Source organism: Halomonas sediminis, assembly GCF_044871105.1.
In the GTDB taxonomy this organism is placed as follows: Bacteria; Pseudomonadota; Gammaproteobacteria; order Pseudomonadales; family Halomonadaceae; genus Vreelandella; species Vreelandella zhuhanensis.
Window position 1 is genome coordinate 75,996 of sequence record NZ_CP085246.1, and the last position, 26,476, is coordinate 102,471.

The 26,476-nt window shown below is 56.0% G+C and carries 21 protein-coding genes, 2 tRNA genes and 3 rRNA genes; 20 read left to right on the forward strand and 6 right to left on the reverse strand.

The window, feature by feature from the left end; genetic code table 11:
* Window positions 1-37: 37 nt before the first annotated feature.
* Entirely contained in the window at window positions 38-808 is a 771-nt protein-coding gene (locus LG290_RS00335; RefSeq protein WP_160419798.1) for a GntR family transcriptional regulator, read from the reverse strand.
* Between the two features lie 281 nt (window positions 809-1,089).
* Here LG290_RS00335 and LG290_RS00340 point away from each other — a divergent pair, with 281 nt between their 5' ends.
* The 9 genes from LG290_RS00340 (at window position 1,090) to rrf (ending at window position 12,455) form a co-directional block, all read left to right on the forward strand.
* Window positions 1,090-1,845, forward strand: a complete 756-nt coding sequence (locus LG290_RS00340; protein ID WP_499835776.1) for a (Fe-S)-binding protein — start codon at window positions 1,090-1,092, stop codon at window positions 1,843-1,845.
* Window positions 1,842-3,284: a LutB/LldF family L-lactate oxidation iron-sulfur protein gene (locus LG290_RS00345; RefSeq protein WP_227842481.1), complete on the forward strand. Its 1,443-nt coding sequence runs from the start codon at window positions 1,842-1,844 to the stop codon at window positions 3,282-3,284. The genes LG290_RS00340 and LG290_RS00345 overlap by 4 nt, the downstream gene beginning before the upstream one ends.
* Window positions 3,281-3,958: a LutC/YkgG family protein gene (locus tag LG290_RS00350; RefSeq protein WP_499835777.1), complete on the forward strand. Its 678-nt coding sequence runs from the start codon at window positions 3,281-3,283 to the stop codon at window positions 3,956-3,958. The genes LG290_RS00345 and LG290_RS00350 overlap by 4 nt, the downstream gene beginning before the upstream one ends.
* A complete protein-coding gene (locus LG290_RS00355; RefSeq protein ID WP_499835778.1) occupies window positions 3,955-6,819 on the forward strand; it encodes an FAD-binding and (Fe-S)-binding domain-containing protein in 2,865 nt (954 codons plus the stop codon). Before LG290_RS00350 ends, LG290_RS00355 begins: the two co-directional genes overlap by 4 nt.
* Before the next feature lie 475 nt (window positions 6,820-7,294).
* Window positions 7,295-8,828 (forward strand): 16S ribosomal RNA (locus tag LG290_RS00360).
* Window positions 8,829-8,926: 98 nt separating this feature from the next.
* Window positions 8,927-9,003 (forward strand) — tRNA-Ile (locus LG290_RS00365).
* A 104-nt stretch (window positions 9,004-9,107) separates the two neighbouring features.
* A tRNA-Ala gene (locus LG290_RS00370) sits at window positions 9,108-9,183 on the forward strand.
* Between the two features lie 172 nt (window positions 9,184-9,355).
* Window positions 9,356-12,246, forward strand: a 23S ribosomal RNA gene (locus tag LG290_RS00375).
* 93 nt (window positions 12,247-12,339) lie between these two features.
* Window positions 12,340-12,455: ribosomal RNA gene (rrf, locus tag LG290_RS00380) — 5S ribosomal RNA — on the forward strand.
* Together the 16S, 23S and 5S rRNA genes with 2 tRNA genes alongside form the textbook arrangement of a ribosomal RNA operon.
* Before the next feature lie 164 nt (window positions 12,456-12,619).
* Here the strand turns inward: rrf and LG290_RS00385 are convergent.
* The 4 genes from LG290_RS00385 to flgA form a co-directional block, all read right to left on the reverse strand.
* Window positions 12,620-13,360, reverse strand: a complete 741-nt coding sequence (locus tag LG290_RS00385; protein WP_499835779.1) for an SDR family NAD(P)-dependent oxidoreductase — start codon at window positions 13,358-13,360, stop codon at window positions 12,620-12,622.
* Between the two features lie 61 nt (window positions 13,361-13,421).
* On the reverse strand, window positions 13,422-13,871 hold the full coding sequence (locus LG290_RS00390) for a flagella synthesis protein FlgN (RefSeq protein WP_499835780.1): 450 nt from the start codon (window positions 13,869-13,871) through the stop codon (window positions 13,422-13,424).
* Complete coding sequence (gene flgM, locus LG290_RS00395; protein WP_499835781.1) at window positions 13,868-14,152, reverse strand: flagellar biosynthesis anti-sigma factor FlgM; 285 nt, start codon at window positions 14,150-14,152, stop codon at window positions 13,868-13,870. Before flgM ends, LG290_RS00390 begins: the two co-directional genes overlap by 4 nt.
* Before the next feature lie 91 nt (window positions 14,153-14,243).
* Window positions 14,244-14,951: a flagellar basal body P-ring formation chaperone FlgA gene (gene flgA, locus LG290_RS00400; RefSeq protein ID WP_499835782.1), complete on the reverse strand. Its 708-nt coding sequence runs from the start codon at window positions 14,949-14,951 to the stop codon at window positions 14,244-14,246.
* A 185-nt stretch (window positions 14,952-15,136) separates the two neighbouring features.
* Between flgA and flgB the strand changes: the two genes are divergently transcribed.
* The 11 genes from flgB (at window position 15,137) to flgL (ending at window position 25,602) form a co-directional block, all read left to right on the forward strand.
* On the forward strand, window positions 15,137-15,562 hold the full coding sequence (gene flgB / locus LG290_RS00405) for a flagellar basal body rod protein FlgB (protein WP_499835783.1): 426 nt from the start codon (window positions 15,137-15,139) through the stop codon (window positions 15,560-15,562).
* 19 nt (window positions 15,563-15,581) lie between these two features.
* Window positions 15,582-15,989 carry a flagellar basal body rod protein FlgC gene (gene flgC / locus LG290_RS00410; protein ID WP_499835784.1) on the forward strand — a complete coding sequence of 136 codons (408 nt, stop codon included), beginning with the start codon at window positions 15,582-15,584 and terminating at the stop codon, window positions 15,987-15,989.
* 4 nt (window positions 15,990-15,993) lie between these two features.
* A complete protein-coding gene (locus LG290_RS00415) occupies window positions 15,994-16,683 on the forward strand; it encodes a flagellar hook assembly protein FlgD (protein ID WP_499835785.1) in 690 nt (229 codons plus the stop codon).
* A 36-nt stretch (window positions 16,684-16,719) separates the two neighbouring features.
* On the forward strand, window positions 16,720-17,958 hold the full coding sequence (flgE, locus tag LG290_RS00420; RefSeq protein ID WP_499835786.1) for a flagellar hook protein FlgE: 1,239 nt from the start codon (window positions 16,720-16,722) through the stop codon (window positions 17,956-17,958).
* A gap of 38 nt (window positions 17,959-17,996) precedes the next feature.
* Window positions 17,997-18,758 carry a flagellar basal body rod protein FlgF gene (locus LG290_RS00425; protein ID WP_499835787.1) on the forward strand — a complete coding sequence of 254 codons (762 nt, stop codon included), beginning with the start codon at window positions 17,997-17,999 and terminating at the stop codon, window positions 18,756-18,758.
* 64 nt (window positions 18,759-18,822) lie between these two features.
* Window positions 18,823-19,605 carry a flagellar basal-body rod protein FlgG gene (gene flgG / locus LG290_RS00430; protein WP_499835788.1) on the forward strand — a complete coding sequence of 261 codons (783 nt, stop codon included), beginning with the start codon at window positions 18,823-18,825 and terminating at the stop codon, window positions 19,603-19,605.
* 25 nt (window positions 19,606-19,630) lie between these two features.
* Window positions 19,631-20,317 carry a flagellar basal body L-ring protein FlgH gene (locus tag LG290_RS00435; RefSeq protein WP_499836993.1) on the forward strand — a complete coding sequence of 229 codons (687 nt, stop codon included), beginning with the start codon at window positions 19,631-19,633 and terminating at the stop codon, window positions 20,315-20,317.
* Window positions 20,318-20,341: 24 nt separating this feature from the next.
* The gene (locus LG290_RS00440; protein WP_499835789.1) at window positions 20,342-21,469 is read left to right on the forward strand and encodes a flagellar basal body P-ring protein FlgI; all 1,128 of its coding nucleotides are present in this window, start codon (window positions 20,342-20,344) and stop codon (window positions 21,467-21,469) included.
* On the forward strand, window positions 21,469-22,593 hold the full coding sequence (gene flgJ, locus LG290_RS00445; RefSeq protein ID WP_499835790.1) for a flagellar assembly peptidoglycan hydrolase FlgJ: 1,125 nt from the start codon (window positions 21,469-21,471) through the stop codon (window positions 22,591-22,593). Before LG290_RS00440 ends, flgJ begins: the two co-directional genes overlap by 1 nt.
* A gap of 72 nt (window positions 22,594-22,665) precedes the next feature.
* The gene (gene flgK / locus LG290_RS00450) at window positions 22,666-24,321 is read left to right on the forward strand and encodes a flagellar hook-associated protein FlgK (protein ID WP_499835791.1); all 1,656 of its coding nucleotides are present in this window, start codon (window positions 22,666-22,668) and stop codon (window positions 24,319-24,321) included.
* An 18-nt stretch (window positions 24,322-24,339) separates the two neighbouring features.
* Window positions 24,340-25,602 carry a flagellar hook-associated protein FlgL gene (gene flgL, locus LG290_RS00455; protein ID WP_499835792.1) on the forward strand — a complete coding sequence of 421 codons (1,263 nt, stop codon included), beginning with the start codon at window positions 24,340-24,342 and terminating at the stop codon, window positions 25,600-25,602.
* A gap of 82 nt (window positions 25,603-25,684) precedes the next feature.
* Here flgL and fliR read toward each other — a convergent pair whose 3' ends face one another.
* A complete protein-coding gene (gene fliR, locus LG290_RS00460) occupies window positions 25,685-26,476 on the reverse strand; it encodes a flagellar biosynthetic protein FliR (RefSeq protein WP_499835793.1) in 792 nt (263 codons plus the stop codon).

Here is a 26,476-nt window from a genome sequence, read left to right on the forward strand (position 1 = left end):
TCATTCATTAAGGGGTGTGGCTGCAATGCCTGACGCTTCATGCCGATATCGTGGTGCTCTGGGCGCGGCGCAGGGCACGTTGTGAGCGGGTTTCCGCACGCGCCATTTCGAGCAGGCCTTCCTCGACGAAAACCAGGTGTTCATGAGCGCGAGTCCGGGCTTCTTCAGGCTTGCCCTCGAGAATGGCATCGAGCAGAGCGCGGTGCTGCTTCATCAACAGGCTACGCGAGTCCGGTTTGGCAAACAGGTGAGCCAGGTTGTCGACGATACTTTTTTCCAGTAAATCGAAAATGCCGCGAATCGTATGCAGCAGTAAAACGTTGTGAGCCGCTTCAGCGATGGCCAGATGAAAGGCGGCATCCAGCTTGGCTTCGCGTGCCGGGTCGGCGCCGGCGAAGCCGCTATCGAGTTCTTCGAAGCGCTGAATCAATATGGCTTTATCTGCTGGCGTGGAGCGCAGGGCGGCATAGTAGGCGGAAATTCCTTCCATGGCGTCACGAAATTCCAGCAGGTCCAGGTGAAACTCCTTGTGTCTGGAAAGCATTTCCAGAAGCGGGTCGGTATAACCGCTATTGAGTTCATCATTGACGAAGGTGCCGCCACCCTGTCGACTGGTCAACAAGCCGCGTGCGGCAAGCTTTTGGATGGCCTCACGCAGGGACGGCCGTGAGACACCGAAACGTTCGGCCAGCTCGCGCTCTGGAGGAAGGCGCTGGCCCGGTTTCAGGCTGCCTTCCAGAAGCATGCCTTCCAGCCGTTCAGTGATCACATCGGCCAGGCGTGGCTGCCGCAGTGGTGGATAGCTCATGATGAAAAACTCTCTTAGATTGGTAAGACCAATTTTAGCTTTTTGCTGAGGTGACGACAAGATGCCTTGTCCATCGCTAAGAATAGAGGAAAAATATCCTAAGGGAATCCAGGGTGCTTTTGACTAAAGTCTAGGTATTTAGGGCTGTACGGCCCAGAGTTTCCATTTGACAGTGTTTGGTTATCTCCTTAGTGTTGACAGAATTAATTGGGGTAAATTGGTTTTACCAATTTTCCAGTGTTATCGATTTCCGCTAGTCGGCATGCTGAGGAGCCCTGCGAATGGCGCCAGTCAAGCTATATCCCCCTAAACCGGACAAGGTGTATTTTTACGGCACCTGCCTGGTCGACATTTTTTTTCCTCAGGCCGGCCTGGATGCTATTCGTTTGCTCGAACGCGAGGGCATTGAGGTCATCTTTCCTGATGATCAGACTTGCTGTGGCCAGCCGGCGTATACCTCCGGCTATCAAACCGAGGCGCGCGAAGTGGCTCGCTCACAGTTGGGGTTGTTCGAGCAGGACTGGCCGATCATCGTGCCTTCGGGTTCCTGCAGCGGGATGATGCATACCCATTATCCGCAGCTTTTCGCCGGCACGAAAGACGAAGCGCTTGCCAAGGCGGTAGCCGGACGCGTGTTTGAGCTCACCGAGTTTCTGGTGCATGTCTGCCGGCTCAAGCTTGAAGATCGCGGCGAGCCCGAAAAAGTCGCCATGCACACCTCCTGCAGCGCCCGGCGGGAAATGGGACTGGCGGAAACCGGCCCGATGCTGCTGTCCAAGCTTGGCCAGGTGGAATTGATGGAGCAAGAGCGTGCCGCCGAATGTTGTGGTTTCGGCGGGACTTTTGCCGTGCGTCATCCGGAAATTTCGGCGGCCATGGTGGAAGACAAGACGCAGGCCATTGAAGCGACCGGAGCAAAGCGTTTCGTTACCTCTGATTGTGGCTGCCTAATGAACATTGGGGGGCGTTTCGAGCATCAGGAAAAAACGGTGACGGGTGAACATATTGCCAGTTATCTGTGGCGGAGAAGCTCATGAGCATGCAGGACGATGCGGTTCAGACATTCACTCCGCGCGACTTTCATCGCCAGGCTCACGATGCTCTGGGCAACCCGCAGATTCGCGCCAACTTCCGCAAGGCGATGGATGGCCTGATGACCAAGCGGCATGACAGCTTTGGCGACTGGGATCTGGAAACCCTGCGTGAACTCGGTGCCAATATCCGTATGCGAGCACTGGCCAAATTACCCGAGCTTCTCGAACAGTTAGAAGCCAACTGCCAGGCCAATGGCATCCAGGTGCATTGGGCTGAAGACGGAGAGGAGGCCTGTCGGATCATTCGCGAGCTGTGCGAGGCACGGGGCGCCAAGGCGGTCATCAAGGGCAAATCGATGGTTTCCGAAGAGATGCACCTCAATGAGCATCTTGAAGCGGCGGGCATCGAGGCGCTGGAATCCGATCTCGGCGAGTACCTGGTGCAGCTCAATCAGCAGACCCCCTCGCACATCATCATGCCGGCGATTCACCTCAATACCGATGAAATTTCCGACATCCTGCACGACAAGACGGGAACCGAGCGTACCCGCGATGTCGATTACATGACCGCCGCGGCACGCTCCCAGCTGCGCGAGCGCTTCATGGCCGCCGACGTGGGAATTTCCGGGGTCAACTTCGCGGTCGCCGAGACCGGCACGCTCTGTCTGGTGGAAAACGAAGGCAATGGGCGCATGACCACCGCTGTGCCGCCGATGCATATCGCCGTGACGGGTATCGAGAAAGTGGTGGAGCACCTGCGCGACGTTCCGCCTTTATATGCGCTGCTTTCGCGCTCGGCGACCGGCCAGCATGTGACCACTTACTTCAACATGATTTCTGGGCCGCGCAAGGCGCAGGAGCACGACGGGCCGCAAGCCGTGCATCTGGTACTGGTCGACAACGGACGCTCCAGAATCTATCAGGATGATGAACTGCTCGATACCCTGCGCTGCATCCGTTGCGGGGCCTGCATGAACCACTGCCCGGTGTATACGCGGGTCGGTGGCCATACCTATGGCACCACTTATCCCGGCCCTATCGGCAGTATCTTGATGCCTCATATGCTTGGGCTGGAAGACACCAAGGATCTGCCCAGCGCCTCGAGCCTGTGTGGTGCCTGTGGGGAGGTATGTCCGGTAAAGATTCCGATTCCCGATTTGCTGGTAAGGCTGCGTCGTGAGGCCGTGGGCGAAGGGCGTGGCAATGTCCCCGGCGCCGGGGTCAAGCGTAACAAGAAGGAAGTCGCTGCCTGGAAAAGCTTTCAGTGGCTGGCGACTCACCCGGGCGCTTGGCGTAGCGGTACCGCCATGGCCGGCAAACTGAACATGCTGATGCCATCGAAACTGGGGTCCTGGACGGACCATCGCACGGCGCCCAAGCCCGCCAAGACCACGCTGCATGCGTTGATCAAGCGTCATCGTAAACAAAGGAGCGACGTATGAGCGCCCGTGATGCGATTTTCAAGCGCCTGCGCGAGCGCACCGACGGCCCTCTGACGCCCCCGGCCTGTGACTTTTCCGTGGTGACCAATCGTGGCTGGAGTCGAACGGAGCGTCTTGAGCGCTTCGAGCGGTTGATCACCTCGGTGCATGGCGAAGTGATCCACGCCCCGTCAGGCGATTGGACTCGCCGCTTAGTCGAAGTGCTAGCCGCCAAGTCGATCAAGCGTCTGGCATTGGGTCGCGAGCATCCCATCGCGGTCGAGGCGCGCGAGGCCTTGAAAGCAGCCGATGTCGAGCTTGTCGATGTGGATCGCGATATCGAGACCTGGCAACGGGAACAGTTCGAACGTGTCGATGCCGGCTTGACCTCGACCGGCGGTGGCATTGCCGAGACCGGCAGCCTGTGGCTGTGGCCCACGCCGGACGAGCCACGCCTGATCAGCCTGGTGCCGCCGATTCATATTGCCGTGCTGGACGCTGAGAGCATCGAGGACACCTTCTTTGATGTGATCGAGGCGCATGGCTGGGCGCAGGGCATGCCGACCAACGCCCTGCTGATTTCCGGGCCCAGCAAGACTGCTGATATCGAACAGACGCTTGCCTACGGCGTGCATGGCCCGCGTGAATTGGTAGTGTTGCTGCGCCATGCTGCTGCACAAGAGACAAGTGCATGACCCCCTCGGCCTCCCATGCCTGGCAAGCGCTCAAGGCGGTTCTGCTGGAAACGATGCCCGCTGAACGCTTGATCGATGATCCGCTGCGCACCTTGGCTTATGGCACCGATGCCAGCTTCTACCGACTGATTCCCCAGCTGGTGGTGCGCGCCGAAACCGAAGAAGAGCTTCATCGGGTGCTGGCCGAATGCCGCGTCCGGCGCTTGCCGGTGACGTTTCGAGCGGCAGGTACCTCGCTTTCAGGCCAGGCGGTGACCGATTCGGTATTGATCCAGCTCGGGCAAGGTTGGCGGGGCCACAAGATTCTCGATGAAGGCCGGGCGATTCGCCTGCAGCCTGGCGTGATCGGCGCCCGGGCCAATCAGTTGCTGGCGCCTTACCAGCGCAAGATCGGTCCTGACCCGGCCTCGATCAACAGTTGCATGATCGGGGGAATCGCTGCCAACAATGCCTCGGGCATGTGTTGCGGTACCGCCCAGAACAGCTATCGAACGGTGCGTGATATCCGCGTCATCCTGGCCGATGGCGCCTTGCTGGATACTGCCGAGCCACACAGTGTCAGTGCTTTTCGCAAATCTCATGCTGCGCTGGTGTCGGGACTTGAACGTCTTGGAAACGAAACTCGGGCCAACGAGGCGCTGGCCGAGAAGATTCGCCACAAGTACCGGCTCAAGAACACCACTGGTTATGCGCTCAATAGCCTGGTGGATTTCGAAGATGGAATCGAGATTCTCAAGCATCTCATGATCGGCTCCGAGGGCACCTTGGGCTTCATCAGCGCCATCACCTATGAGAGCGTGATAGACGAACCCGAGAAAGCGGCGGCCCTGGCCTTATTCCCGGACATGGCCACTACCTGTCGAGCGACGATCGCGCTCAAGCAGGCGCCGGTATCCGCCGTGGAGTTGATGGATCGTGCCGCTCTGCGCTCGGTACAGGATCAAGCCGGGATGCCGGCCGTACTCAAGGAGCTTCCAGAGGGCGCCGCAGCGCTGCTGGTGGATGTGCGCGGTAATGACGACGCCGAGCTTGAGTTGCGCCTTGAGCAGGTGCAAAAGGTTCTCGCCGAGATTCAGACGCTCGAACCGGTCGCCTTTACCCGCGATGCTTCCACCTATGCGCTCTACTGGAAGATTCGCAAAGGGCTGTTCCCCGCGGTGGGCGCGGTACGTGAAACCGGCACCACGGTGATCATCGAGGATGTTGCCTTTCCTATCGAACGCCTCGACGAGGGCGTGCTTGCGCTGACTGAGGTGTTCCGCCGGCATGGCTATGAGGAGGCGATTCTGTTCGGGCATGCCTTGGAGGGCAACCTGCATTTTGTTTTCCCTCAGGGCTTCGAAAAACCCGGTGAGGTGGCGCGTTATCAGGCATTGATGGATGAAGTCGCCCGGCTGGTTGGGGTCGAGTATGGCGGCTCGCTTAAGGCGGAGCATGGCACCGGGCGCAACATGGCGCCCTATGTCGAGCTGGAGTGGGGTAGCGACGCCTATGCCCTGATGTGGGAACTCAAGGCCTTGTTCGACCCGGATAATCTGCTCAATCCTGAAGTGATCCTGAGTCGCAATCCGACGCTGCACCTGGAAAATCTCAAGCCGTTGCCGGCAGCCGACCCGCTGGTCGACAAGTGCATCGAGTGCGGCTTCTGCGAGGTAGTCTGCCCATCAAAAGACCTGACGCTTACACCACGCCAGCGCATCGTGCTTCGCCGGGAACTGGCAAGGCTTGAAGCGCTGGGTGATAGCGCCAGTGAAGAGGATAAAGCGCGTACCCAGGAGCTCTGGCAGGCCTATGCTTATCAAGGTATCGAGACCTGCGCTGCCACTGGCCTGTGTGCCATGCAGTGTCCGGTGGGTATCAATACGGGGGATCTGGTGCGCAAACTGCGCCACGACAACATCCAGGGCAAGGCGGGTGCGGCTAACCTGGTGGGACGGCATTTCTCCGGAGTTACCAGTGCCGGGCGAGGTGCCTTGAGAGTGGCGGGAGTTGCACGCACTACGCTGGGGCCAGATTTGCTAGGCAAACTCAGTCATGGAGTGCGCCGGATCAGTGGCAGTCGAGTGCCGCAGTGGAGTCCAGCGTTGCCTAAGGCAGCACCGGTACAGGTGCTGAAACGTGACACGGTTGATGATGATTCTCGAGAGAAGGTCGTCTATCTACCTTCCTGTGCCACTAGGGTTTTTGGAGCCTCGCATGACGACGCTGAAAGGCGCTCGGTAATGGAGATTACCTTGCAGCTGCTCGATAAAGCAGGCTTCGATGTCATCTTGCCCCAACAAGTTTCTCAGCTCTGCTGCGGTATGGCGTTTCAATCGAAAGGGTTGTTTGACGAGGCAGCACGCAAGGCCAAAGAGCTGAATAGCGAGCTATTGCGAGCCAGTCAAAACGGACGTTACCCGATCCTCTGTGACACCAGTCCCTGTACCTTGCAGATGCAAGAGCACCTTGATGAGCGGCTTTCCATGCAAGAACCGGTAAGCTTTGCTCAGGAGCAGTTGTTGCCGCGGCTTTCTGTTACCCCGCTTGATGAGCGTATCGCCGTGCATGTCACTTGCTCCAGTACCCGGATGGGATTGAGCGATAGTTTCGTGGCGCTGGCGCGGACTTGTTCTAATGACGTGGTGGTGCCGGCCGACATCAGCTGCTGCGGGTTTGCCGGCGACAAAGGCTTCAATACACCGGAGCTCAACGCGGTAGCGCTGGATGGGTTGGCAGAGCAAGTGGCAGGGTGCAGTGCTGGCTACTCCAACTCACGCACCTGTGAAATCGGCTTGAGCCAGCATGGCGGGATTCCTTATCGCTCGATTCTGTCGTTGCTGGACCGTGCCAGTCGCCCGCTTGAAGACCAAAGACGATAGCGTTGGAGTTTTTTTACCTCCAGGGCTTGCCAGTGTCCCGGCCAGGGGGTAGAGTACGCATCCGCTGCCGGGAACGCCAGGCGTTTCCAGCGGTGGAGCTTGCTGAAAAGCAAGCAGTGTCAAGGGGTTGGCGCTTTTTTTCAAAGCCTGGCTCGCCGAAGGAAGGAGATGAAATGATCGCCTTCAGTTCAATCGGTCCTTGACATTCTCGGTTAACGGCGTAGAATACGTCTTCCTCGCCGGGTGCTGATGAGGCGCAAGCCGGACAGCGACCGCGAGATGCTCTTTAACAATTGATCAGGTAATTCATGTGGGCGCTTGCCGATGAGGGTGACAATGTCACCGAAAATCAAGGCAAGCGACTCAAGCAATAAGGTTTTTCGGAACCTGTGTTGAATGAAATCGTTTGAACCTTGAGCCAAGTTTGATCCACTTCTGTGACTTTCGAGTGACAGGCAAGGATCACAATGATTTGAAACTGAAGAGTTTGATCATGGCTCAGATTGAACGCTGGCGGCAGGCCTAACACATGCAAGTCGAGCGGTAACAGGCCCTTCGGGGCGCTGACGAGCGGCGGACGGGTGAGTACTGCATAGGAATCTACCCGGTAGTGGGGGATAACCTGGGGAAACTCAGGCTAATACCGCATACGTCCTACGGGAGAAAGCAGGGGCCTTTTGGCCTTGCGCTATCGGATGAGCCTATGCCGGATTAGCTGGTTGGTGAGGTAATGGCTCACCAAGGCGACGATCCGTAGCTGGTCTGAGAGGATGATCAGCCACATCGGGACTGAGACACGGCCCGAACTCCTACGGGAGGCAGCAGTGGGGAATATTGGACAATGGGGGCAACCCTGATCCAGCCATGCCGCGTGTGTGAAGAAGGCCTTCGGGTTGTAAAGCACTTTCAGCGAGGAAGAACGCCTGGCGGTTAATACCCGCCAGGAAAGACATCACTCGCAGAAGAAGCACCGGCTAACTCCGTGCCAGCAGCCGCGGTAATACGGAGGGTGCGAGCGTTAATCGGAATTACTGGGCGTAAAGCGCGCGTAGGCGGCGTGATAAGCCGGTTGTGAAAGCCCTGGGCTCAACCTGGGAACTGCATCCGGAACTGTCAGGCTAGAGTGCAGGAGAGGAAGGTAGAATTCCCGGTGTAGCGGTGAAATGCGTAGAGATCGGGAGGAATACCAGTGGCGAAGGCGGCCTTCTGGACTGACACTGACGCTGAGGTGCGAAAGCGTGGGTAGCAAACAGGATTAGATACCCTGGTAGTCCACGCCGTAAACGATGTCGACCAGCCGTTGGGTGCCTTGAGCACTTTGTGGCGAAGTTAACGCGATAAGTCGACCGCCTGGGGAGTACGGCCGCAAGGTTAAAACTCAAATGAATTGACGGGGGCCCGCACAAGCGGTGGAGCATGTGGTTTAATTCGATGCAACGCGAAGAACCTTACCTACCCTTGACATCCTGCGAAGCCGGAAGAGATTCTGGTGTGCCTTCGGGAGCGCAGAGACAGGTGCTGCATGGCTGTCGTCAGCTCGTGTTGTGAAATGTTGGGTTAAGTCCCGTAACGAGCGCAACCCTTGTCCTTATTTGCCAGCGGGTCATGCCGGGAACTCTAAGGAGACTGCCGGTGACAAACCGGAGGAAGGTGGGGACGACGTCAAGTCATCATGGCCCTTACGGGTAGGGCTACACACGTGCTACAATGGCCGGTACAAAGGGTTGCGAGCTCGCGAGAGTCAGCGAATCCCAGAAAGCCGGTCTCAGTCCGGATCGGAGTCTGCAACTCGACTCCGTGAAGTCGGAATCGCTAGTAATCGTGAATCAGAATGTCACGGTGAATACGTTCCCGGGCCTTGTACACACCGCCCGTCACACCATGGGAGTGGACTGCACCAGAAGTGGTTAGCCTAACGCAAGAGGGCGATCACCACGGTGTGGTTCATGACTGGGGTGAAGTCGTAACAAGGTAGCCGTAGGGGAACCTGCGGCTGGATCACCTCCTTAAACGACACGTCAGCCCTTGCGGCAAGCGCTCACAATGAATTACCTGATCAATATAGAGCAAAACGGTAACAAGCGAGTGCCTTGGCTTTCGCTTTGCCGGGTCTGTAGCTCAGTTGGTTAGAGCGCACCCCTGATAAGGGTGAGGTCGGCAGTTCAAGTCTGCCCAGACCCACCAAATTCCTGTGATGCTGCGTCAACATGCTTCTCGTATAGCAGGCTATACGTCGTCGCATCTTGCCTTGTCTCACAGAAATTTGTGGAGAAAAGGTGTCGCACGATGGGGCCATAGCTCAGCTGGGAGAGCGCCTGCCTTGCACGCAGGAGGTCAGCGGTTCGATCCCGCTTGGCTCCACCAACCGTCTACCGTGAATTACCGTCAGTGGTCAGTGATAAGCATTCGAGACGCTCAATGCTTATCACTGTTCATTGAACAGTCGCTCTTTAACAATGTATATCATGCTGATGAACGCAGAAGACGCAAGTCTTCTGCATGTTGTCATTGCGACCCAGACTCCTTCGGGTTATAGGGTCAAGCAATGAAGCGCACACGGTGGATGCCTAGGCAGCCAGAGGCGATGAAAGACGTGGCAGCCTGCGATAAGGCTCGGCGAGGTGGCAAACAACCTGTGACCCGGGCATTTCTGAATGGGGAAACCCACTCATCACAAGATGAGTATCGTGCACTGAATACATAGGTGTACGAGGCGAACCAGGGGAACTGAAACATCTAAGTACCCTGAGGAAAAGAAATCAACCGAGATTCCCCTAGTAGCGGCGAGCGAACGGGGACCAGCCCTTAAGCGTGTGACTGATTAGGCGAACAAGCTGGGAAGCTTGGCCGTAGCGGGTGATAGCCCCGTAGTCGAAAATCTGATCACGTGAAATCGAGTAGGTCGGGGCACGAGAAACCTTGACTGAACATGGGGGGACCATCCTCCAAGGCTAAATACTCCTGGCTGACCGATAGTGAACCAGTACCGTGAGGGAAAGGCGAAAAGAACCCCGGAGAGGGGAGTGAAATAGATCCTGAAACCGTGTGCGTACAAGCAGTCGGAGCCCACTTGTTGGGTGACGGCGTACCTTTTGTATAATGGGTCAGCGACTTATTTTCAGTGGCGAGGTTAACCGTATAGGGGAGCCGTAGGGAAACCGAGTCTTAACTGGGCGCGCTAGTCGCTGGAAATAGACCCGAAACCGGGCGATCTATCCATGAGCAGGGTGAAGGTTGAGTAACATCAACTGGAGGCCCGAACCAGGATCTGTTGAAAAAGATTTGGATGACTTGTGGATCGGAGTGAAAGGCTAATCAAGCCCGGAGATAGCTGGTTCTCCTCGAAAGCTATTTAGGTAGCGCCTCATGTATCACCACCGGGGGTAGAGCACTGTTTCGGCTAGGGGGTCATCCCGACTTACCAACCCGAGGCAAACTCCGAATACCGGTGAGTGCAGCGTGGGAGACACACAGCGGGTGCTAACGTCCGTTGTGAAAAGGGAAACAACCCAGACCGTCAGCTAAGGTCCCCAAATCCTGGTTAAGTGGGAAACGATGTGGGAAGGCTCAGACAGCTAGGAGGTTGGCTTAGAAGCAGCCACCCTTTAAAGAAAGCGTAATAGCTCACTAGTCGAGTCGGCCTGCGCGGAAGATGTAACGGGGCTAAACCAGGTACCGAAGCTACGGGTGCGTTCTTAGGAATGCGCGGTAGAGGAGCGTCGTGTACGCCGATGAAGGTGGATTGAGAAGTCTGCTGGAGGTATCACGAGTGCGAATGCTGACATGAGTAACGATAAAGGGCGTGAAAAACGCCCTCGCCGGAAGACCAAGGGTTTCTGTTCGACGCTAATCGGAGCAGAGTGAGTCGGCCCCTAAGGCGAGGCCGAAAGGCGTAGTCGATGGAAAACGGGTCAATATTCCCGTACCGGACATGATTGCGATGGGGGGACGGAGAAGGCTAGGTGGGCCAGGCGTTGGTTGTCCTGGTGAAAGTGAGTAGGCCGAGGTCCTAGGCAAATCCGGGACCTTAACGCCGAGACACGAGATGAACTGACTACGGTCAGGAAGTCACTGATGCCACGCTTCCAGGAAAAGCCTCTAAGCTTCAGATCATGTGCGACCGTACCCCAAACCGACACAGGTGGTCAGGGAGAGAATCCCAAGGCGCTTGAGAGAACTCGGGTGAAGGAACTAGGCAAAATGGTGCCGTAACTTCGGGAGAAGGCACGCCGGCGTAGGGTGACGGGACTTGCTCCCTGAGCCCGAACCGGTCGAAGATACCAGGTGGCTGCAACTGTTTATTAAAAACACAGCACTCTGCCAACGCGCAAGCGGACGTATAGGGTGTGACGCCTGCCCGGTGCCGGAAGGTTAAATGATGGTGTTAGCCCTCGGGCGAAGCTCTTGATTGAAGCCCCGGTAAACGGCGGCCGTAACTATAACGGTCCTAAGGTAGCGAAATTCCTTGTCGGGTAAGTTCCGACCTGCACGAATGGCGTAATGATGGCCACGCTGTCTCCACCCGAGACTCAGTGAAATTGAAATCGCCGTGAAGATGCGGTGTACCCGCGGCTAGACGGAAAGACCCCGTGAACCTTTACTATAGCTTCACACTGGACGCTGATGTTGCCTGTGTAGGATAGCTGGGAGGCTAGGAACCCCGGACGCCAGTTCGGGGGGAGCCAACCTTGAAATACCAGCCTGGCATCATTGGCGTTCTCACTCAGGTCCCTTATCGGGATCGAGGACAGTGTGTGGTGGGTAGTTTGACTGGGGCGGTCTCCTCCCAAAGCGTAACGGAGGAGCACGAAGGTACCCTCAGCACGGTCGGACATCGTGCATTGAGTGCAAGAGCATAAGGGTGCTTGACTGCGAGACAGACACGTCGAGCAGGTGCGAAAGCAGGTTCTAGTGATCCGGTGGTTCTGTATGGAAGGGCCATCGCTCAACGGATAAAAGGTACTCCGGGGATAACAGGCTGATACCGCCCAAGAGTTCACATCGACGGCGGTGTTTGGCACCTCGATGTCGGCTCATCACATCCTGGGGCTGAAGTCGGTCCCAAGGGTATGGCTGTTCGCCATTTAAAGTGGTACGCGAGCTGGGTTTAGAACGTCGTGAGACAGTTCGGTCCCTATCTGCCGTGGGCGTTGGACGTTTGAGAAGGGCTGCTCCTAGTACGAGAGGACCGGAGTGGACGACCCTCTGGTGTTCCGGTTGTCACGCCAGTGGCATTGCCGGGTAGCTATGGTCGGACGGGATAACCGCTGAAAGCATCTAAGCGGGAAGCCCCCTTCAAGATGAGACGTCCCCGAGGCCTTGAGCCTCCTGAAGGGCCCAGCGAGACCAGCTGGTTGATAGGCACGGTGTGGAAGCGCTGCAAGGCGTTGAGCTAACGTGTACTAATGGCCCGTGAGGCTTGACCCTATAACACCCAAGGGGTCTGATCGCAGGACAACAGACAATTGGCCCGCCGCCAAGGCGACGTGCCCCTCAGCATGATAGACATTAAAAGTTTTGCCTGACGACCATAGCGTCCGGGAACCACCTGATCCCTTGCCGAACTCAGTCGTGAAACCGTTCCGCGCCGATGGTAGTGTGGGGTCTCCCCATGCGAGAGTAGGTCATCGTCAGGCACCTATTCGAAAAAACGCCCCCACGGCCTTGCCGCGGGGGCGTTTTTTTGTGCCCGAAAAAGGATGCCCGGAGGTTTTTATTTATAGCCGGTCTCCCGGCCTGTTGCTCATGGCGGGCAGGCCGGGAGGTGTTCGTAGTACGGACGATAAAGAATAAAACTGTATTACCAATCGACAGGTTTGCCTTCCCAATCCCAGAAGGTACCGGTGTCTTGAGGTGTGCGTTGTGAAATGACTGACAATAAGCGTTCTGCCACGAAATCGGGTGTGAACAGTTTGTGTTCGGGGACGCGAGCTTGAAAGGGCTGGGAAAGAGCGGTGTCAGTCGTGCCGGGATGCAGGCAAAGCACGACAGCCTTCTTGTTAAAGCGCTTCAGCTCTATCGCCGCCGTTTTCATCAGCATGTTGTGCGCGGCCTTGCTTGCACGATAGGCATACCAGCCGCCCAGCCGGTTATCAGAAATGGATCCCACCCGTGCCGAAAGGCTAGCAAAAATAGCGGGATGGCTGCCTTTAAGGGAATCCTGCAAAGCGCTAAGAAGCAATGCTGGCGTTATCGCATTGGTATGAAACAAGCTTGATAACGCTTCCTCATTGAGTTGGCCAAGTTGTTTTTCCGGCTGAATGCCACGTGCTTCATCGTGAAGTGTGCCGATGGCATTGAACACCAAATGCAGTGGCTGTTTATTCAAGTGTTCACATAACGCCAAGCGGTCGGCTTCTACCGAAACATCAAGCTTGAGCCATGTAAGGCGTGGATCGGTAATTGTTGAATCTTGGCGGCTGACTGCAATGACCTGGCCCAGGTGCGGGCAATTCAGCAATGCCTCGGTTATGGCAGCGCCAATGCCACCTGAAGCTCCAGTGACCAAGGCAGTAAAATTCTCGGGTAATTGCGTTAGCATAGGAGAGCTCTAAAGACTGATGAGCAGTCATTCAAGCGTGTTAATGCGGGAAAGTCGAGGGTCAGGCAGAGGCGTTGATGCGCCTAGGCTGGGAGCTATTGCGGCCGTCCGGCTTGTAGAGCGTTTTTTCTGCGATGTGGCGAATATAATCCAACATCTGCTGGTTATGTTTCATGCGCAAGGAAAGCATTTGCCCCGTGAGTTCATTCAGGCGGGCGGCACGTTCGCTTTTGGTCAGCAGTGTTTCCCAAGCAGTGGCACATTGCGCATCCTGAGCAGCTTCCACGGCACCTTGATGGCCATCGGCATAGCCCAGGCGTTTCTGCACGTTGCGGCGTAAGGTTTCCATCCGCTCCAGGTCACTCAGCACGGCTTGTTTTTCATGTGCGATAGTAGCGAGAGCATCACCATCAATATCGCCCTGAGCCAGCAATTGTTGCTCCTGCTCAAGTAGCGCTATCAAGGCTTGCAAACGCTGTTGTTGATCATCGAGCAAGCGGGCTAGACTCATTGCTGGTCGTCTCCAAGCGTTTCCTTGAGATTGGCAATCAGGCCATCTGCGATACGGTCGGCATTGATTTCCATACGGCCTTCACGGATAGCTGCACGAATTTCCTCCACCCGGGCAACGTCGATATCCTGGCTGTCGCTGACATTACTCTGGCTGAGTTGGGTGGTGCTGGAGGAATGCGCTGCCGCTTCAGGTGCTTTGGCAGGGCCGGCCTTTTGGGTTTCTTCTCGCTGTGGCGCCTGGTTGGTGCGCAAGAGCGAATGGATATTGTCGATTTTCACGTTGTCTGCCTCGTCGTCACCGTCGAATAGCCTTGTGCGCTGGTTACCACTAGGTATCGACTGCGAGAAGAAGAACTTTAGCTATTTTGCGCTAAAAATCCACCACCAAGGTACCGTTTTCAGTGACCCTTGCGGAAATGAGTTCTCTAGGACCGAAGCGAACCCGAATACGGTCTCCTGCCCCCCCGGTTTCCAAGGCTTCACCTTCCCGCGTCACGCGAAAAGCGCTACCACGAGCTTCGACCGTCACACGCTGGCCGCGTTCCACCAAGGGAGGCTTTTGCAGAAAATGCGCCTGGAAGATACTTTCCGCGCGTATTGGGCGGCGCGTCATTTGTCCCACGATGGCTTTTGCTTCAAGCAGCGCTTGAGCGGGAAGCTCGTTCAGATTGCCTGAGCGCTTGGTTAGCATCAAGGAGCTTATGACTGCGCCACGTTCAATGTCATGCGCTGCAATCATATAAGTGCCGATTACGCCGATCTCAGCCTGCATATAGCGTACCTGGCGCCCATCTTCGCCACAACGCACTCCGACGGAAATTCGCCCGACAGGCGCCTGGTCTGAATTGGTCAAGAAAGGCTTTGGGTCGATACAGGGCGGTAGGTGGCGTGAAGGGGTGCGCAATTCGATGATTACCTCCTCTCCCAGCGGCTGTGCCTGCTCGAAAAGAAAGCCATGAACGCGCTGCATGAGCGCTTCATCTGTCTCGGAGGCCCAAGTGACATTTTCAGCTAACAGGCCCAAGCCGACGATGGCAATCGCGTGACGCAGCCAGTGACAGGTAATAAACAAGCGCATGGAAAGGTCGCCAGAGGTCAGCAAAAAGAGAAGATAGCCACTGAGTATAGCCTGTACCAGCGTACGGAAGAATGAGAAATGCTGGGTGAAACATGAGCTGTTCCATGCTTTAGGCTGACATTCATGAAGGTAGTCTTCATCATCAACAAAAACCCTTTGAATTTTGCCTCTCAGAGAGGAACGGCATGATCGATCAACTTGAATCTGCCTTTAACTATCATCAACAAGCGTTAGGTCTGCGCCAGGCCCGCCATGAAGTGCTGGCAGCCAATATTGCCAACGCGGATACGCCCAATTACAAAGCGCGCGATATGGATTTCGCGGGTGAGCTGCAAAAAGCCGTGGAAAGCGGGCAGTCGCCGGCTGGCGGCGGTGGCTTGGTCCTATCGCGTACCTCCGAGCGTCATCTGCAGGGAGCGGGGCCGCCTACGGGAGGCAGCCACAGTGAATTGCTGTATCGCATTCCAGACCAGCCCAGCCTGGATGGCAATACCGTGGATATGGACAGGGAACGCAGCCAGTTCGCCGATAATTCCGTGCGCTATCAGGCCGCTTTAACGATCTTGAACAGCCGCATTCAAGGCCTGAAGAATGCCATGCAGCCGGAATAACCGGCAGGAGTTTTACTGAATGTCGATGTTTTCCGCCTTTGATATTGCGGGTTCCGCCATGAGCGCCCAGTCGCAGCGCATGAATGTGACCGCAAGCAACATGGCCAATGCCGATAGCGTAGCGGGCCCGGATGGCGAGACCTACCGTGCCAAGCAGGTGATGTTTGAAAGCCAGTCCCAGAATCGTTATGGGATCGGTGGCGTGCGGGTGACTGAAGTGGTTGAGGATCCTTCTCCGCTGCGTATGGAATACATGCCCAGCCACCCCGCCGCTGATGCCGACGGCTACGTGACCAAGCCCAATGTCGAGCCCGTGCATGAAATGGTCAACATGATTTCCGCTTCGCGTTCCTACCAGGCCAATATCGAAGTCATGAACACCACCAAGCAGATGATGATGAAAACGCTCACTCTGGGAGAAGGTTAATCCTATGAATATCGATACCAGCGTCATCAATAGCATCAATAATGGTGGTAAGACCGGCATGCCGGCTAGCCAGTCCGATGAGTTGCGTGAAAGCTTCATGACCCTGCTGATCACGCAGCTGGAAAATCAGGACCCGCTGAATCCGATGGAAAACGCGGAAATGACCTCCCAGTTGGCGCAGATCAACACCGTCAGTGGAATCGAGCAGCTTAACGATACGCTCAATGGCATCACCGCTCAGATGAATGCCGGCCAAACCCTGCAGGCCGCTGGGCTGATCGACAAGGCCGTATTGGTGCCTGGAGATACCGTCAAGGTACATTCGGATGATGAAGGCGGGGTTTACGCCACGCCATTCGGGATCGAGCTGGATCGCCCAGCGGAAAATGTCCAGCTTAGCGTGACCAGCCAGAGTGGCGAGGTGGTTTACGAGAAGAGTTTGGGCGCTGTGCGGGCCGGCGTGGAGTCGTTCAGTTGGAACGGTACCACCACCGATGGCGATCCCGTCACTGATGGCTCCTACAAAGTAAGCTACAAGGCCACTGACGCTGAGGGTGAGTCCCTCCAGTCTGATGCGCTGAACTATGCACTGGTCAATGGCATCACGCCCGCCGATGAGAATGGCAGTGTGAAGCTGGATCTCGGCGGCGTCTACGGTCAAGTCACGCTGGATCAAGTCAAGCAGATTCTTTGATAATTAGGCAGTTAACAATATTTCAGGGGAACACCAATGAGCTTTTCACAAGCCTTGAGCGGTCTGAACGCCCAAAAACAAACACTGGGTGCGGTGGGCAACAATATCGCCAACTCCCAGACCGTGGGGTTCAAGAGCTCCAGCGTCCAGTTTGCCGACGTTTTCGCCGAGTCGCGCATCGGCTTGGGTACGCGTAACTCCGCCACTCTGCAGGACTTTGGCCAAGGCAACATCGAGTCCACCAACCGCAATATGGACTTGGCAATTGCTGGCGAAGGCTTCTTCCGTTTTCAGCAGCCCAGTGGTGAAGTGGGTTATTCGCGTAATGGCCAGCTGACCATGACTGCTGATGGCAAATTGGTGAATGCTCAAGGTGCCAGCATCATGGGCTATGCCGCCAACGCTGCCGGTGAAGTGCAGGCAGGTGGTGATGTTGAGGCATTAAGAGTGGATGCGGGTGATTTAGCTGCCAGCGCCACTACTGGATTGGATATCGAATTGAACTTGGATTCAGAAGAAGGAGAGTTAACGGCTCCTGCCGAAGCAGATATCTTGGCAGGTTTGGACTCTGGTGATTATTCATATTCTACAAATGCCACGATTTATGATTCTCAAGGTAATGCTCGAAATCTGACGATGTATTTCACCAAGACTGATGCAGCTACTAACCAATGGAATGTTGGTCTTAGAATGACTGGTGGGCCTGAAGGTGCCGGTACTTATGCAGCTGCAGATGCCACTACATTGGATTTTGATGCGAACGGCGCATTGGAAGCTGGCGGTGCGGCCACTTTGAACTTAACTGCTGACGAATTTGATGGTGATCAGCTTGCAGAATTGAATGTTGCTATTGACTTTGCCGGGACTACTCAGTTTGCCAACAATTCCACCGTCAATGATATCAACCAGGATGGCTACACTTCTGGTTCGCTTGTCGGCGTCACCATCGGTAACGATGGTACGATCATGCGCAACTACTCCAACGAGCAGTCTCTTGCCGCAGGCCAGGTCGCGCTGGTCAGCTTCCGTAACCCGGAAGGCTTGAAGCCGGATGGAGATAACCTCTGGTCGGCCACGGGGGCTTCCGGCCAAGAGTTGGTGGGTGCGCCGGGAACCGGCCTGCGTGGTCTGATTGAACCGAGTGCCGTGGAAACCTCCAACGTGGACATGGCGGCTGAATTGGTCGACATGATCATTGCCCAGCGCGCCTATCAGGCCAACTCCCAGACCATCAGCACCCAGGATGAGCTGTTGCAGACCATTATCAACCTGTAACCCTCATCCGTTTCGCTCGTCATCAAAGGGAGTAAGCCGTGGATCGTATGCTGTATACCGCCATGAGCGGCGCCAAGCTGAGCATGGACCAACAATCCGTGGTCAGCCAGAATCTGTCCAATGTTTCCACTACCGGTTTTCGCGCTCAATTGCACGCGGCCCGCTCGGTACCGGTACAGGGGGACGCCTTGCTGGCGACTCGCACCTCGACCGTGGCGACGGTGCCGGGGACGGATCACTCCCAAGGACCGATTACGCGAACCGGGCGCACCCTGGATGTGGCCATGCAAGGCAATGCCTGGATGGCGGTACAAGCCGATGATGGTACCGAGGCCTACACCCGTCGGGGTGATCTGCAGATCGACAGCGATGGTGTTCTATTGAATCTGGGCCGCCCTGTGATGGGTGATGCTGGGCCCGTTGCCGTTCCCCAGGGAGCGCAAATCTCCATAGGGGCCGATGGGACTCTCAGTGCCATCGGCGCGGGAGAAAATCCTGATGCATTGGCCAATGTCGGGCGTATCAAGCTGGTAACCCCGCAAGATAACCGTGATCTTGAACGCGGAAAAGACGGCCTGTTTCGGGCGCCAGCGAATGACGAAGGCCAGCCGGGTCTTTTGGCGGGCGATGAAAATGCGCGTCTAGTCAGTGGGGCACTCGAAGGCAGCAACGTCAGCGCGGTGGACGCCATGGTATCGATGATCGACGTGGCGCGCCGCTATGACATGCAAATGAAAGTCATCACTACCGCCGATGAAAATGCCCAACGCGCCAACAACCTTCTTTCGATGCAGGGCTGATCGAGCCTTCAGGCATTCCAGTTTTCAGGTGCTCCAGTTTTCAGGGACTAAAGGAATTCATCAAATGATCAACTCATTATGGACGGCCAAGACCGGCCTGGAGGCCCAGCAGACCAAGCTGGACGTGATCTCCAATAACCTGGCCAACGTCAGCACCAATGGTTTCAAGAGCTCAAGGCCCGTCTTTGAAGACCTCTTGTATCAGAACATGCGTCAGCCAGGTGCTCAGAACGATATTCAGAACCGTTTGCCCTCGGGCATGCAGGTAGGTACCGGGGTGCGCGCCGTGGCCACCGAGCGTTTACATACCCAAGGTGGCCTGGAACAAACCGAAAATTCCCGCGACATGGCCATCAACGGCGGTGGCTTCTTTCAGGTACTGATGCCGGATGGCACCACGGGCTATACCCGCGACGGTAGCTTTCAGTTGAATGAAAACGGCCAGATGGTCACCGCCAATGGCTACCCGATGGAACCTGCGATTTTCATTCCAGAGAATGCCTTGTCAGTGAGTATTGGCGAAGATGGCACGGTGAGTGTGCGCCAGCCGGGCGTCACTCAGGATAGCGTGGTTGGCCAGGTCAGCTTGACCACCTTCATCAATCCGGCGGGTCTGGAAAGCATCGGTGGCAACCTTTATCTTGAGACAGGTGCCTCCGGGGCAGCCAACCAGAATATGCCGGGCATGAATGGCGCCGGGCGTTTGTTCCAAGGCTATGTGGAAGGTTCCAATGTGAGTGTGGTCGAAGAAATGGTCAACATGATCCAGACCCAGCGCGCCTACGAAATCAACAGCAAAGCGATTACCACCAGTGATGAAATGCTGGCACGTTTGAGCCAGTTGTAAGGTGAGAAGAATGACGACCCAAGCCATGCCCAAGGTAGCCAGTTCGCGACGCTGGGCACTGCTGGTTTTGGCATTGTTGATTCTGGGGATTTCCGGATGCGCACAGATACCGCGGGCCTCGGTGGTGGGCGAACAGGAGCAGATCACTATCGTTGATCGACCTCCACCGGTGCCTAACGGGTCGATTTACCAGGCCCGCCGTGGCTATCAACCCTTGTTTGAGGATCGTCGCCCGCGTGCAGTGGGTGATATCTTGACCATCGTGCTGGACGAGGAAGTCAGTGCCTCGAAAAACTCTCAATCCGATGCCAACCGCAGCGGATCTGCCGGCCTGGAACTGGAACAGATTCCGGATGTGTTGAGTGTACTTGAGGACTACGGCTTCGATGTGTCCGGGGAAAATAGTTTTTCCGGAGGCGGAGGCTCCCAAGCCAACAATTCCTTTACCGGTACCATTACGGTGTCCGTGCTTGAGGTAATGAATAACGGTAACCTGCGTGTGCGTGGCGAAAAACAGATCGCCATTAATCAGGGCACTGAGTTCATTCGCTTCGCGGGAGTGGTCAATCCACGCACGATCACCACCCAAAATACCGTACCTTCCACCTCAGTGGCGGATGCCCGGATAGAATATGTGGGTGATGGCTATATCAATGAAGCCCAGCACATGGGTTGGTTGCAGCGTTTCTTCCTCAACGTTTCGCCGTTCTGAACCGAGCTGAGCTGAGCAATGATCATGAATAAAACCAAACCTTTCGCGTGGTGGCAGGGCCGGCAATTGCTGGTTCCTGCCTTGCTGTGCCTGTTGGCTTTTCCGGCCCAGGCGGAGCGTGTCCGGGAACTGGCGGGTTTTGCCGGGGTACGTGATAACCAATTGGTGGGTTACGGCCTGGTGGTGGGTTTGGATAGTACCGGTGACCAGACCACTCAGGCACCTTTTACCAGCCAGAGCCTGAGTAACATGCTTTCCCAGTTGGGCGTGACGATTCCGCCGGGCACCAATATGCAGTTACGTAACGTGGCGGCGGTAATGGTGACGGCGGATTTGCCCGCTTTTGCCCGCCCCGGTCAGCGGCTGAATGTGGTGGTGTCGTCAATCGCTAATGCCAGAAGTTTGCGGGGTGGAACCCTCTTGATGACCCCGATGAAAGGCGCGGATGGTGACACTTATGCCATTGCTCAAGGCAACATGCTGGTAGGGGGTGCCGGGGCGCAGGCTGGAGGAAGCAGCGTTCAGATCAACCAGCAGGCGAGTGGGTCCATTCCTAACGGGGCCTTGGTCGAACGTGAGGTGGCACTTGCGTTGGGCACCAATGACGGCCTGCTGGAACTACAGCTGAACGATACGGATTTCGGTACCGTGCAACGTATGGTCGAGGCAATCAACAATGAATTCGGCCAGATAGTGGCATCAGCACGCAATGGCCGAGTGATTGCCCTGGATGGCCCCACCACTGACAATGCCAGGGTGAATTTCATGGCGCGAGTGCAAAACGTCCAGGTCACCCCCACTCAGGCGCCGGCAAAAGTAGTATTGAATGCCCGTACAGGGTCGGTAGTGCTCAATAGTGCCGTGACCCTACGCCAGGCGGCGGTGGCCCATGGCAACCTTTCGATCATGATCGATACCAATTTCGGCGTCAGCCAGCCTGCACCTTTGGGTGAAGGAGAAACGGTGGTGGTGCCGGATACGGATATCGAAATCGAACAGCAAGAGGCCTATCTGCAAATTGTGGAAGGTGCCCAATTGAGTGAAGTGGTTGAGGCCTTGAATGCGCTAGGGGCGACGCCCCAGGATTTGATGTCGATTCTGGAAGCGCTGAAAGCTTCTGGCTCGCTACGTGCTGAACTGGAGATCATTTGATGAGCGTGCAGGACATCAGCAATCAGTTTGCGCTTGATATGCAGGGACTGCAGCGTTTGCAGCATACCGCAAGAATGGACCCGGAAGCCGGTGTAAAAGGTGCTGCCCAGCAGTTCGAGGCGCTATTCATTCAGATGATGATGAAAAGCATGCGCGATGCCATTCCGGCTTCCGGCTTGATGAACAGCCGCGAGACCGATACGTTCCAGTCGATGCTGGATAAACAATGGTCCCAGAGCATGGCTTCGCGCGGCATGGGATTGGCCGATGCATTGGTCGAGCAGCTTGAACGCCAAGGCGTGGTAAATCGCCCGGGGGAGGCGCCTCAGGTCGATAGTGAGACACAAGCTTTGATTGCAGGTATTCCCAGGGGAACGCCGCGGGTGCTGGATGAACCACTACGCACTTCAGACATGGCGGCAGAACCCCAAGTTGCTGCAATGGCCAAACCGGCCTCCTTTCTGGACGAACTCGCCACCATTACTGAAGATACTCAAGTTGCTGCAATGGCTAAACCGGGCTCGTTTCTGGACGAACTCGCCACCATTTCAGCAGAAACTTCCTCAACAGCAACTTCCAGCGATAACGTCGTGACCGCTGCGCTTCCAGAAGCCAGTGCTCAGCGTGATACACCCCGGCATATCCAGGAATTCATCGGTCGATTAGCTAAACCGGCCCAGGCGGCGAGCAGCGCCACAGGGGTGCCCGCTGAATTGATTCTGGCTCAGGCTGCTCTGGAAACCGGTTGGGGGCGCCATGAAATCGCCACTTCCAACGGAGGTAATAGCCATAATCTGTTTGGGATAAAGGCGGGCAGCCAATGGCAAGGCAAGACCACCGATGTTGTGACCCACGAATATATCAATGGGCGTCGTACCCAAATGGTGGATACCTTCCGTGCCTATGACTCATTCGAACAGGCATTCACCGATTATGCCGGGCTGATTGGTAACAATTCACGCTATGCAGCGGTATTGAATGCCCCTGATGCTCACCAGGCCGCCCATGCCTTGCAGAAGGGGGGTTATGCTACCGACCCGCGCTATGCCGACAAGTTGATTGCCGTGATGAATACGCTGGGACCCTTGAGCGCTGGCGGTGATTTTCTGGCGGATAGCCGCTAAGTCATTGAGTCGAGCCTCAAGTTATTCTGCGCAATGCCGATAGAAAGACTATCGGCTTAAGGAACTGAGACCATGAGCATGTTTTCTGTTGGGCTAAGCGGCCTCAATGCAGCGCAGAATGCCCTGAATACCACTAGCAACAACATCAGTAACGTCTATACGCCTGGCTACAATCGCGAGCTGACTCAGCTTGGCGAAGGCCGCGAGGGTGGCGGGGTCCGTGTCAACGACATTGAGCGTCAATTCAATACCTATGTCGCCGATCAGCTCAACAGTGCCAAAACCCAATCCAGTGCCTTGCAGGCGTATCAAAACCAAGTGACGCAGGTCGACAATTTATTGGCGGATCGTGACGCTGGTCTGGCGCCGTTGATGCAGAATTTTTTCTCTTCTCTGGAAGACCTGGCAAGTGCCCCTTCAGACCCGGCAGCTCGCCAAGGCGTATTGGGAACGGCCAATACCTTGAGTGCTCAGTTCCGCTCCTTCGATGGTTATCTGCAAGATATGCAAGGCAATATCAATAACCAGATCAAGGACGAAATTACCCAGATCAACAACACCACCGAGCAGATTGCCGGGCTGAACCGGGAAATCGCCCTGGCGCGAGCCCGTACGGGCGAGGCTCCCAACAGTTTGCTGAATCAGCGCGATCACATGGTGTCCGAGCTCAACGAGCGGATGGACCTTCGCCTGAATATCCAGGATGGCAAAACCTACAATATCAGCTTGCCCAATGGTCAGCCTTTGGTTACCGGTACCGATTCCTACAAGCTCGAACCGGTAACATCGGACGCCGATCCTCAGCGTACCGTGGTGGGTTACCGTGATGGCGGCGGCAATCTGGTGACGCTGAGTGAGGACGTGGTTACCGGCGGCGCTCTGGGCGGCTTGATGAACTTCCGTGAAGAGACCTTGGACAAGACGCAGAATCAGATCGGTCAACTGGCCGTATCCTTGTCCACTGCCTTCAACGAGCAGCACAAGCTGGGTGTAGATCTCAATGGCGACCAAGGGGAAGATTTCTTCAAGGTTCGTTCGCCACAAACCTATGGCTACACCAATAATACCGGTGAAATCAGCTCCGCAGAATTTGATCCGGCTACCATTGATGAACTGCGTGCCACAGACTATACCGTGCGGTTTGAAGGCAGCGACCCGGTCGTAACGCGAAACGATAATGGCCAGGTGGTAGATTTCGATGAAGACGTCTGGAATGACACGGGTACACTGACCTTTGGTGGCATTGCCATTGAGTTTAGTACAGCGCCTGTTGATGGTGATCGTTTCGAGATTCAGCCAGTCCGTCGGGCAGGCAATGGTATGGAAGCCAATATTGCTGACCTGGACAAAATTGCTGCCGGTCAGCCTGTAAACCCCGATGATGCTCCTGGTAGTTGGGTCGCTGCTGGCGCTGGCGATAACCGCAACGCTCTTGCCCTGCAGAACTTGCAATCCGAGTCGATTGTCGGCGGTAGTGCTTCTGTGAGCGGTGCCTATGGCGCCATGGTCAGTGATGTCGGCAACCGGGCCAATATCACCCAGGTCAATCTGGATGCTCGGCAGGGCTTGACGGATCAATTGAAGGCAGTGCAACAGTCCGAGTCCGGCGTTAGCCTGGATGAAGAGGCCGCGAACTTGATCCGTTACCAGCAGTTCTACCAGGCCAATGCGAGGGTGATCGATACTGCCGGAACATTGATGGATACCATTCTTGGCCTACGGGGCTGATCGAAAGGAGACTGAAGCATGCGTATCAGTACCGTCACCATGTTCGAGCAGGGTGTTGCCTCGATGAATCGCCAGCAGAGCGACTTTCTCAAGGTCAGCGAGCAAATTGCCAGTGGCCTGAGAGTAGTCAATCCATCCGACGACCCCCAGGCTGCTTCACGAGCAGTGGGGGTGGATCAAGCCAAGGCCGTCACTCAGCAGTATGCGGATTCACGCGTATCGGCACGTAATTCGCTGGCACAGACAGAAAGCATTCTCAACAGCATCAGCGATGCGAATATCAGCGCAAAGACACTGCTGGTGCAGGCCTCCAGCGATACCCTGAGCGATGTCGATCGCCAGTCAGTGGCGAGCGAACTCAAGGGTATCTACGAAACCATGCTGGGCCAGGCCAATGCCACCGATGGTAACGGTCGCTACCTGTTCGGTGGTTACAAGGATAATGCCCCCCCGTTTGTGAAAGATGCCGAGGGCAATGCTCAGTACAACGGTGACAGCAACGCCCGTGAACAGCGCATCGATGCCTCGCGCCTGATGCCGGTAACCGATAACGGCGAGACCATATTCAAGAGCGTGCCCAGCGGGGCGGGATATGTGGCGGAAGCACAGTCCGGCAACCAAGGAAATGTGACGTTCAGCGGACCACAAGTGCGCGCCGTCAACGACGATGGCTACGGTAGCGATTACCGCGTCACATTTGATGGAACTGCGGATAATCCGACTTATCAGGTCGAACGATTCGAAGAGACGGCTTGGGTTACCACCGATACGACAGGCGGGGCTTTGCCCGCGGGTAACTGGAGTGAAGCCAATAGCGAAGAGGGTATCACGCTGGAGTTTGGTGGGTTGTCGATTGGCCTTGAGGGTACGCCGGCACCGGGCGACGATATCCTTGTCGCCCAGGCGGGCAGTGATCAACGCGAGCCGAATCTTTTCCGTACCATGGAAGAAGCCATCCGCGTACTGGAAACCCCCGCTGATGATCAGGCCAAGAAAGCCGACCTGCGCAATACGCTCAATACCGCCATGCGTGACCTGGATAACAGCCTGGATAACGTTCTTACGGTGCGTGCCTCGGCCGGGGCACGGCTTAACGAGTTGGATGTGGTGGATGCCGTGAGCAGCAACCGGATGCTCAATTACGAACAGACATTGTCAGATCTGGTCGATCTGGATTACAACGAGGCAATTTCCGAATACAGCTTGCGCCAGGTCGGGATGCAGGCAGCCCAGAAAGCCTTCGTTGATGTAAAAGGCATGTCCCTGTTCAACTACATGTAACGCTCTGCATGTAGCTTGTTTATTCAATGCCTTGGTTAACATGACCAAGGCATTTTTGTATCTATTTCTTCTTGGATGGTGTTCAGCCAAGCGGTGCCATGGCCTCGATCAGGCGCTGCATGAAATCGATGCTGTTGCTGAATAGACGTTGCAGGAAGCTTGCCATATCCGTCATCAATACCATCAGCAACACCAGCCCGGTAATCAGCGACATGGGAAAGCCGATATTGAAAACGGTGAGCTGGGGTGCCGAGCGATTGAGGATGCCCAGTGCCAGGTTTATGATCAAGAGCGATGCCACTAGCGGTAAAGCCAGCAGCATGCCGGCAGCAAAGATGGTGCCGCCATAACGCGCCAGCATATCGAAAGCGCTTGGGTTGAAGGTGCCGATACCGATGGGTAGCACCTGGAAACTCATCACCAGGGTTTCCAGCACCATCAAGTGGCCATTGAAGGCGAGAAACATCAAGAGGGTGATCATGTAGAAGATACGCGACAGCACCATGATGTTGGTGCCGCTGGCGGCATCGAAAAAACTGGCGAAGGCAAGCCCCATCTGCAAACCGATGAACTCACCCGCTGCCTGAACCACGGCAAACATGACATGCATCACCATGCCGATGGCCAGGCCGATCAATATCTGCTCCACCATGATGCCAAGCCCTGCCCAGGAGAGCACTGCAACTTCAGGCATGGAGGGAAGTACTGGCGCAATGACCACCGCGACGATAGCCGCGAGGCCCACCTTGGCCTGGTTGGGAACACTCGAGTGTCCCCATAAAGGAGCCGCTGCCATGAAGGCAGTGATACGGGCAAACGGCCACAAGAATGCCACCAGCCATGCTTGTAGTTGGGCAAAGGTGACTTCGACCAC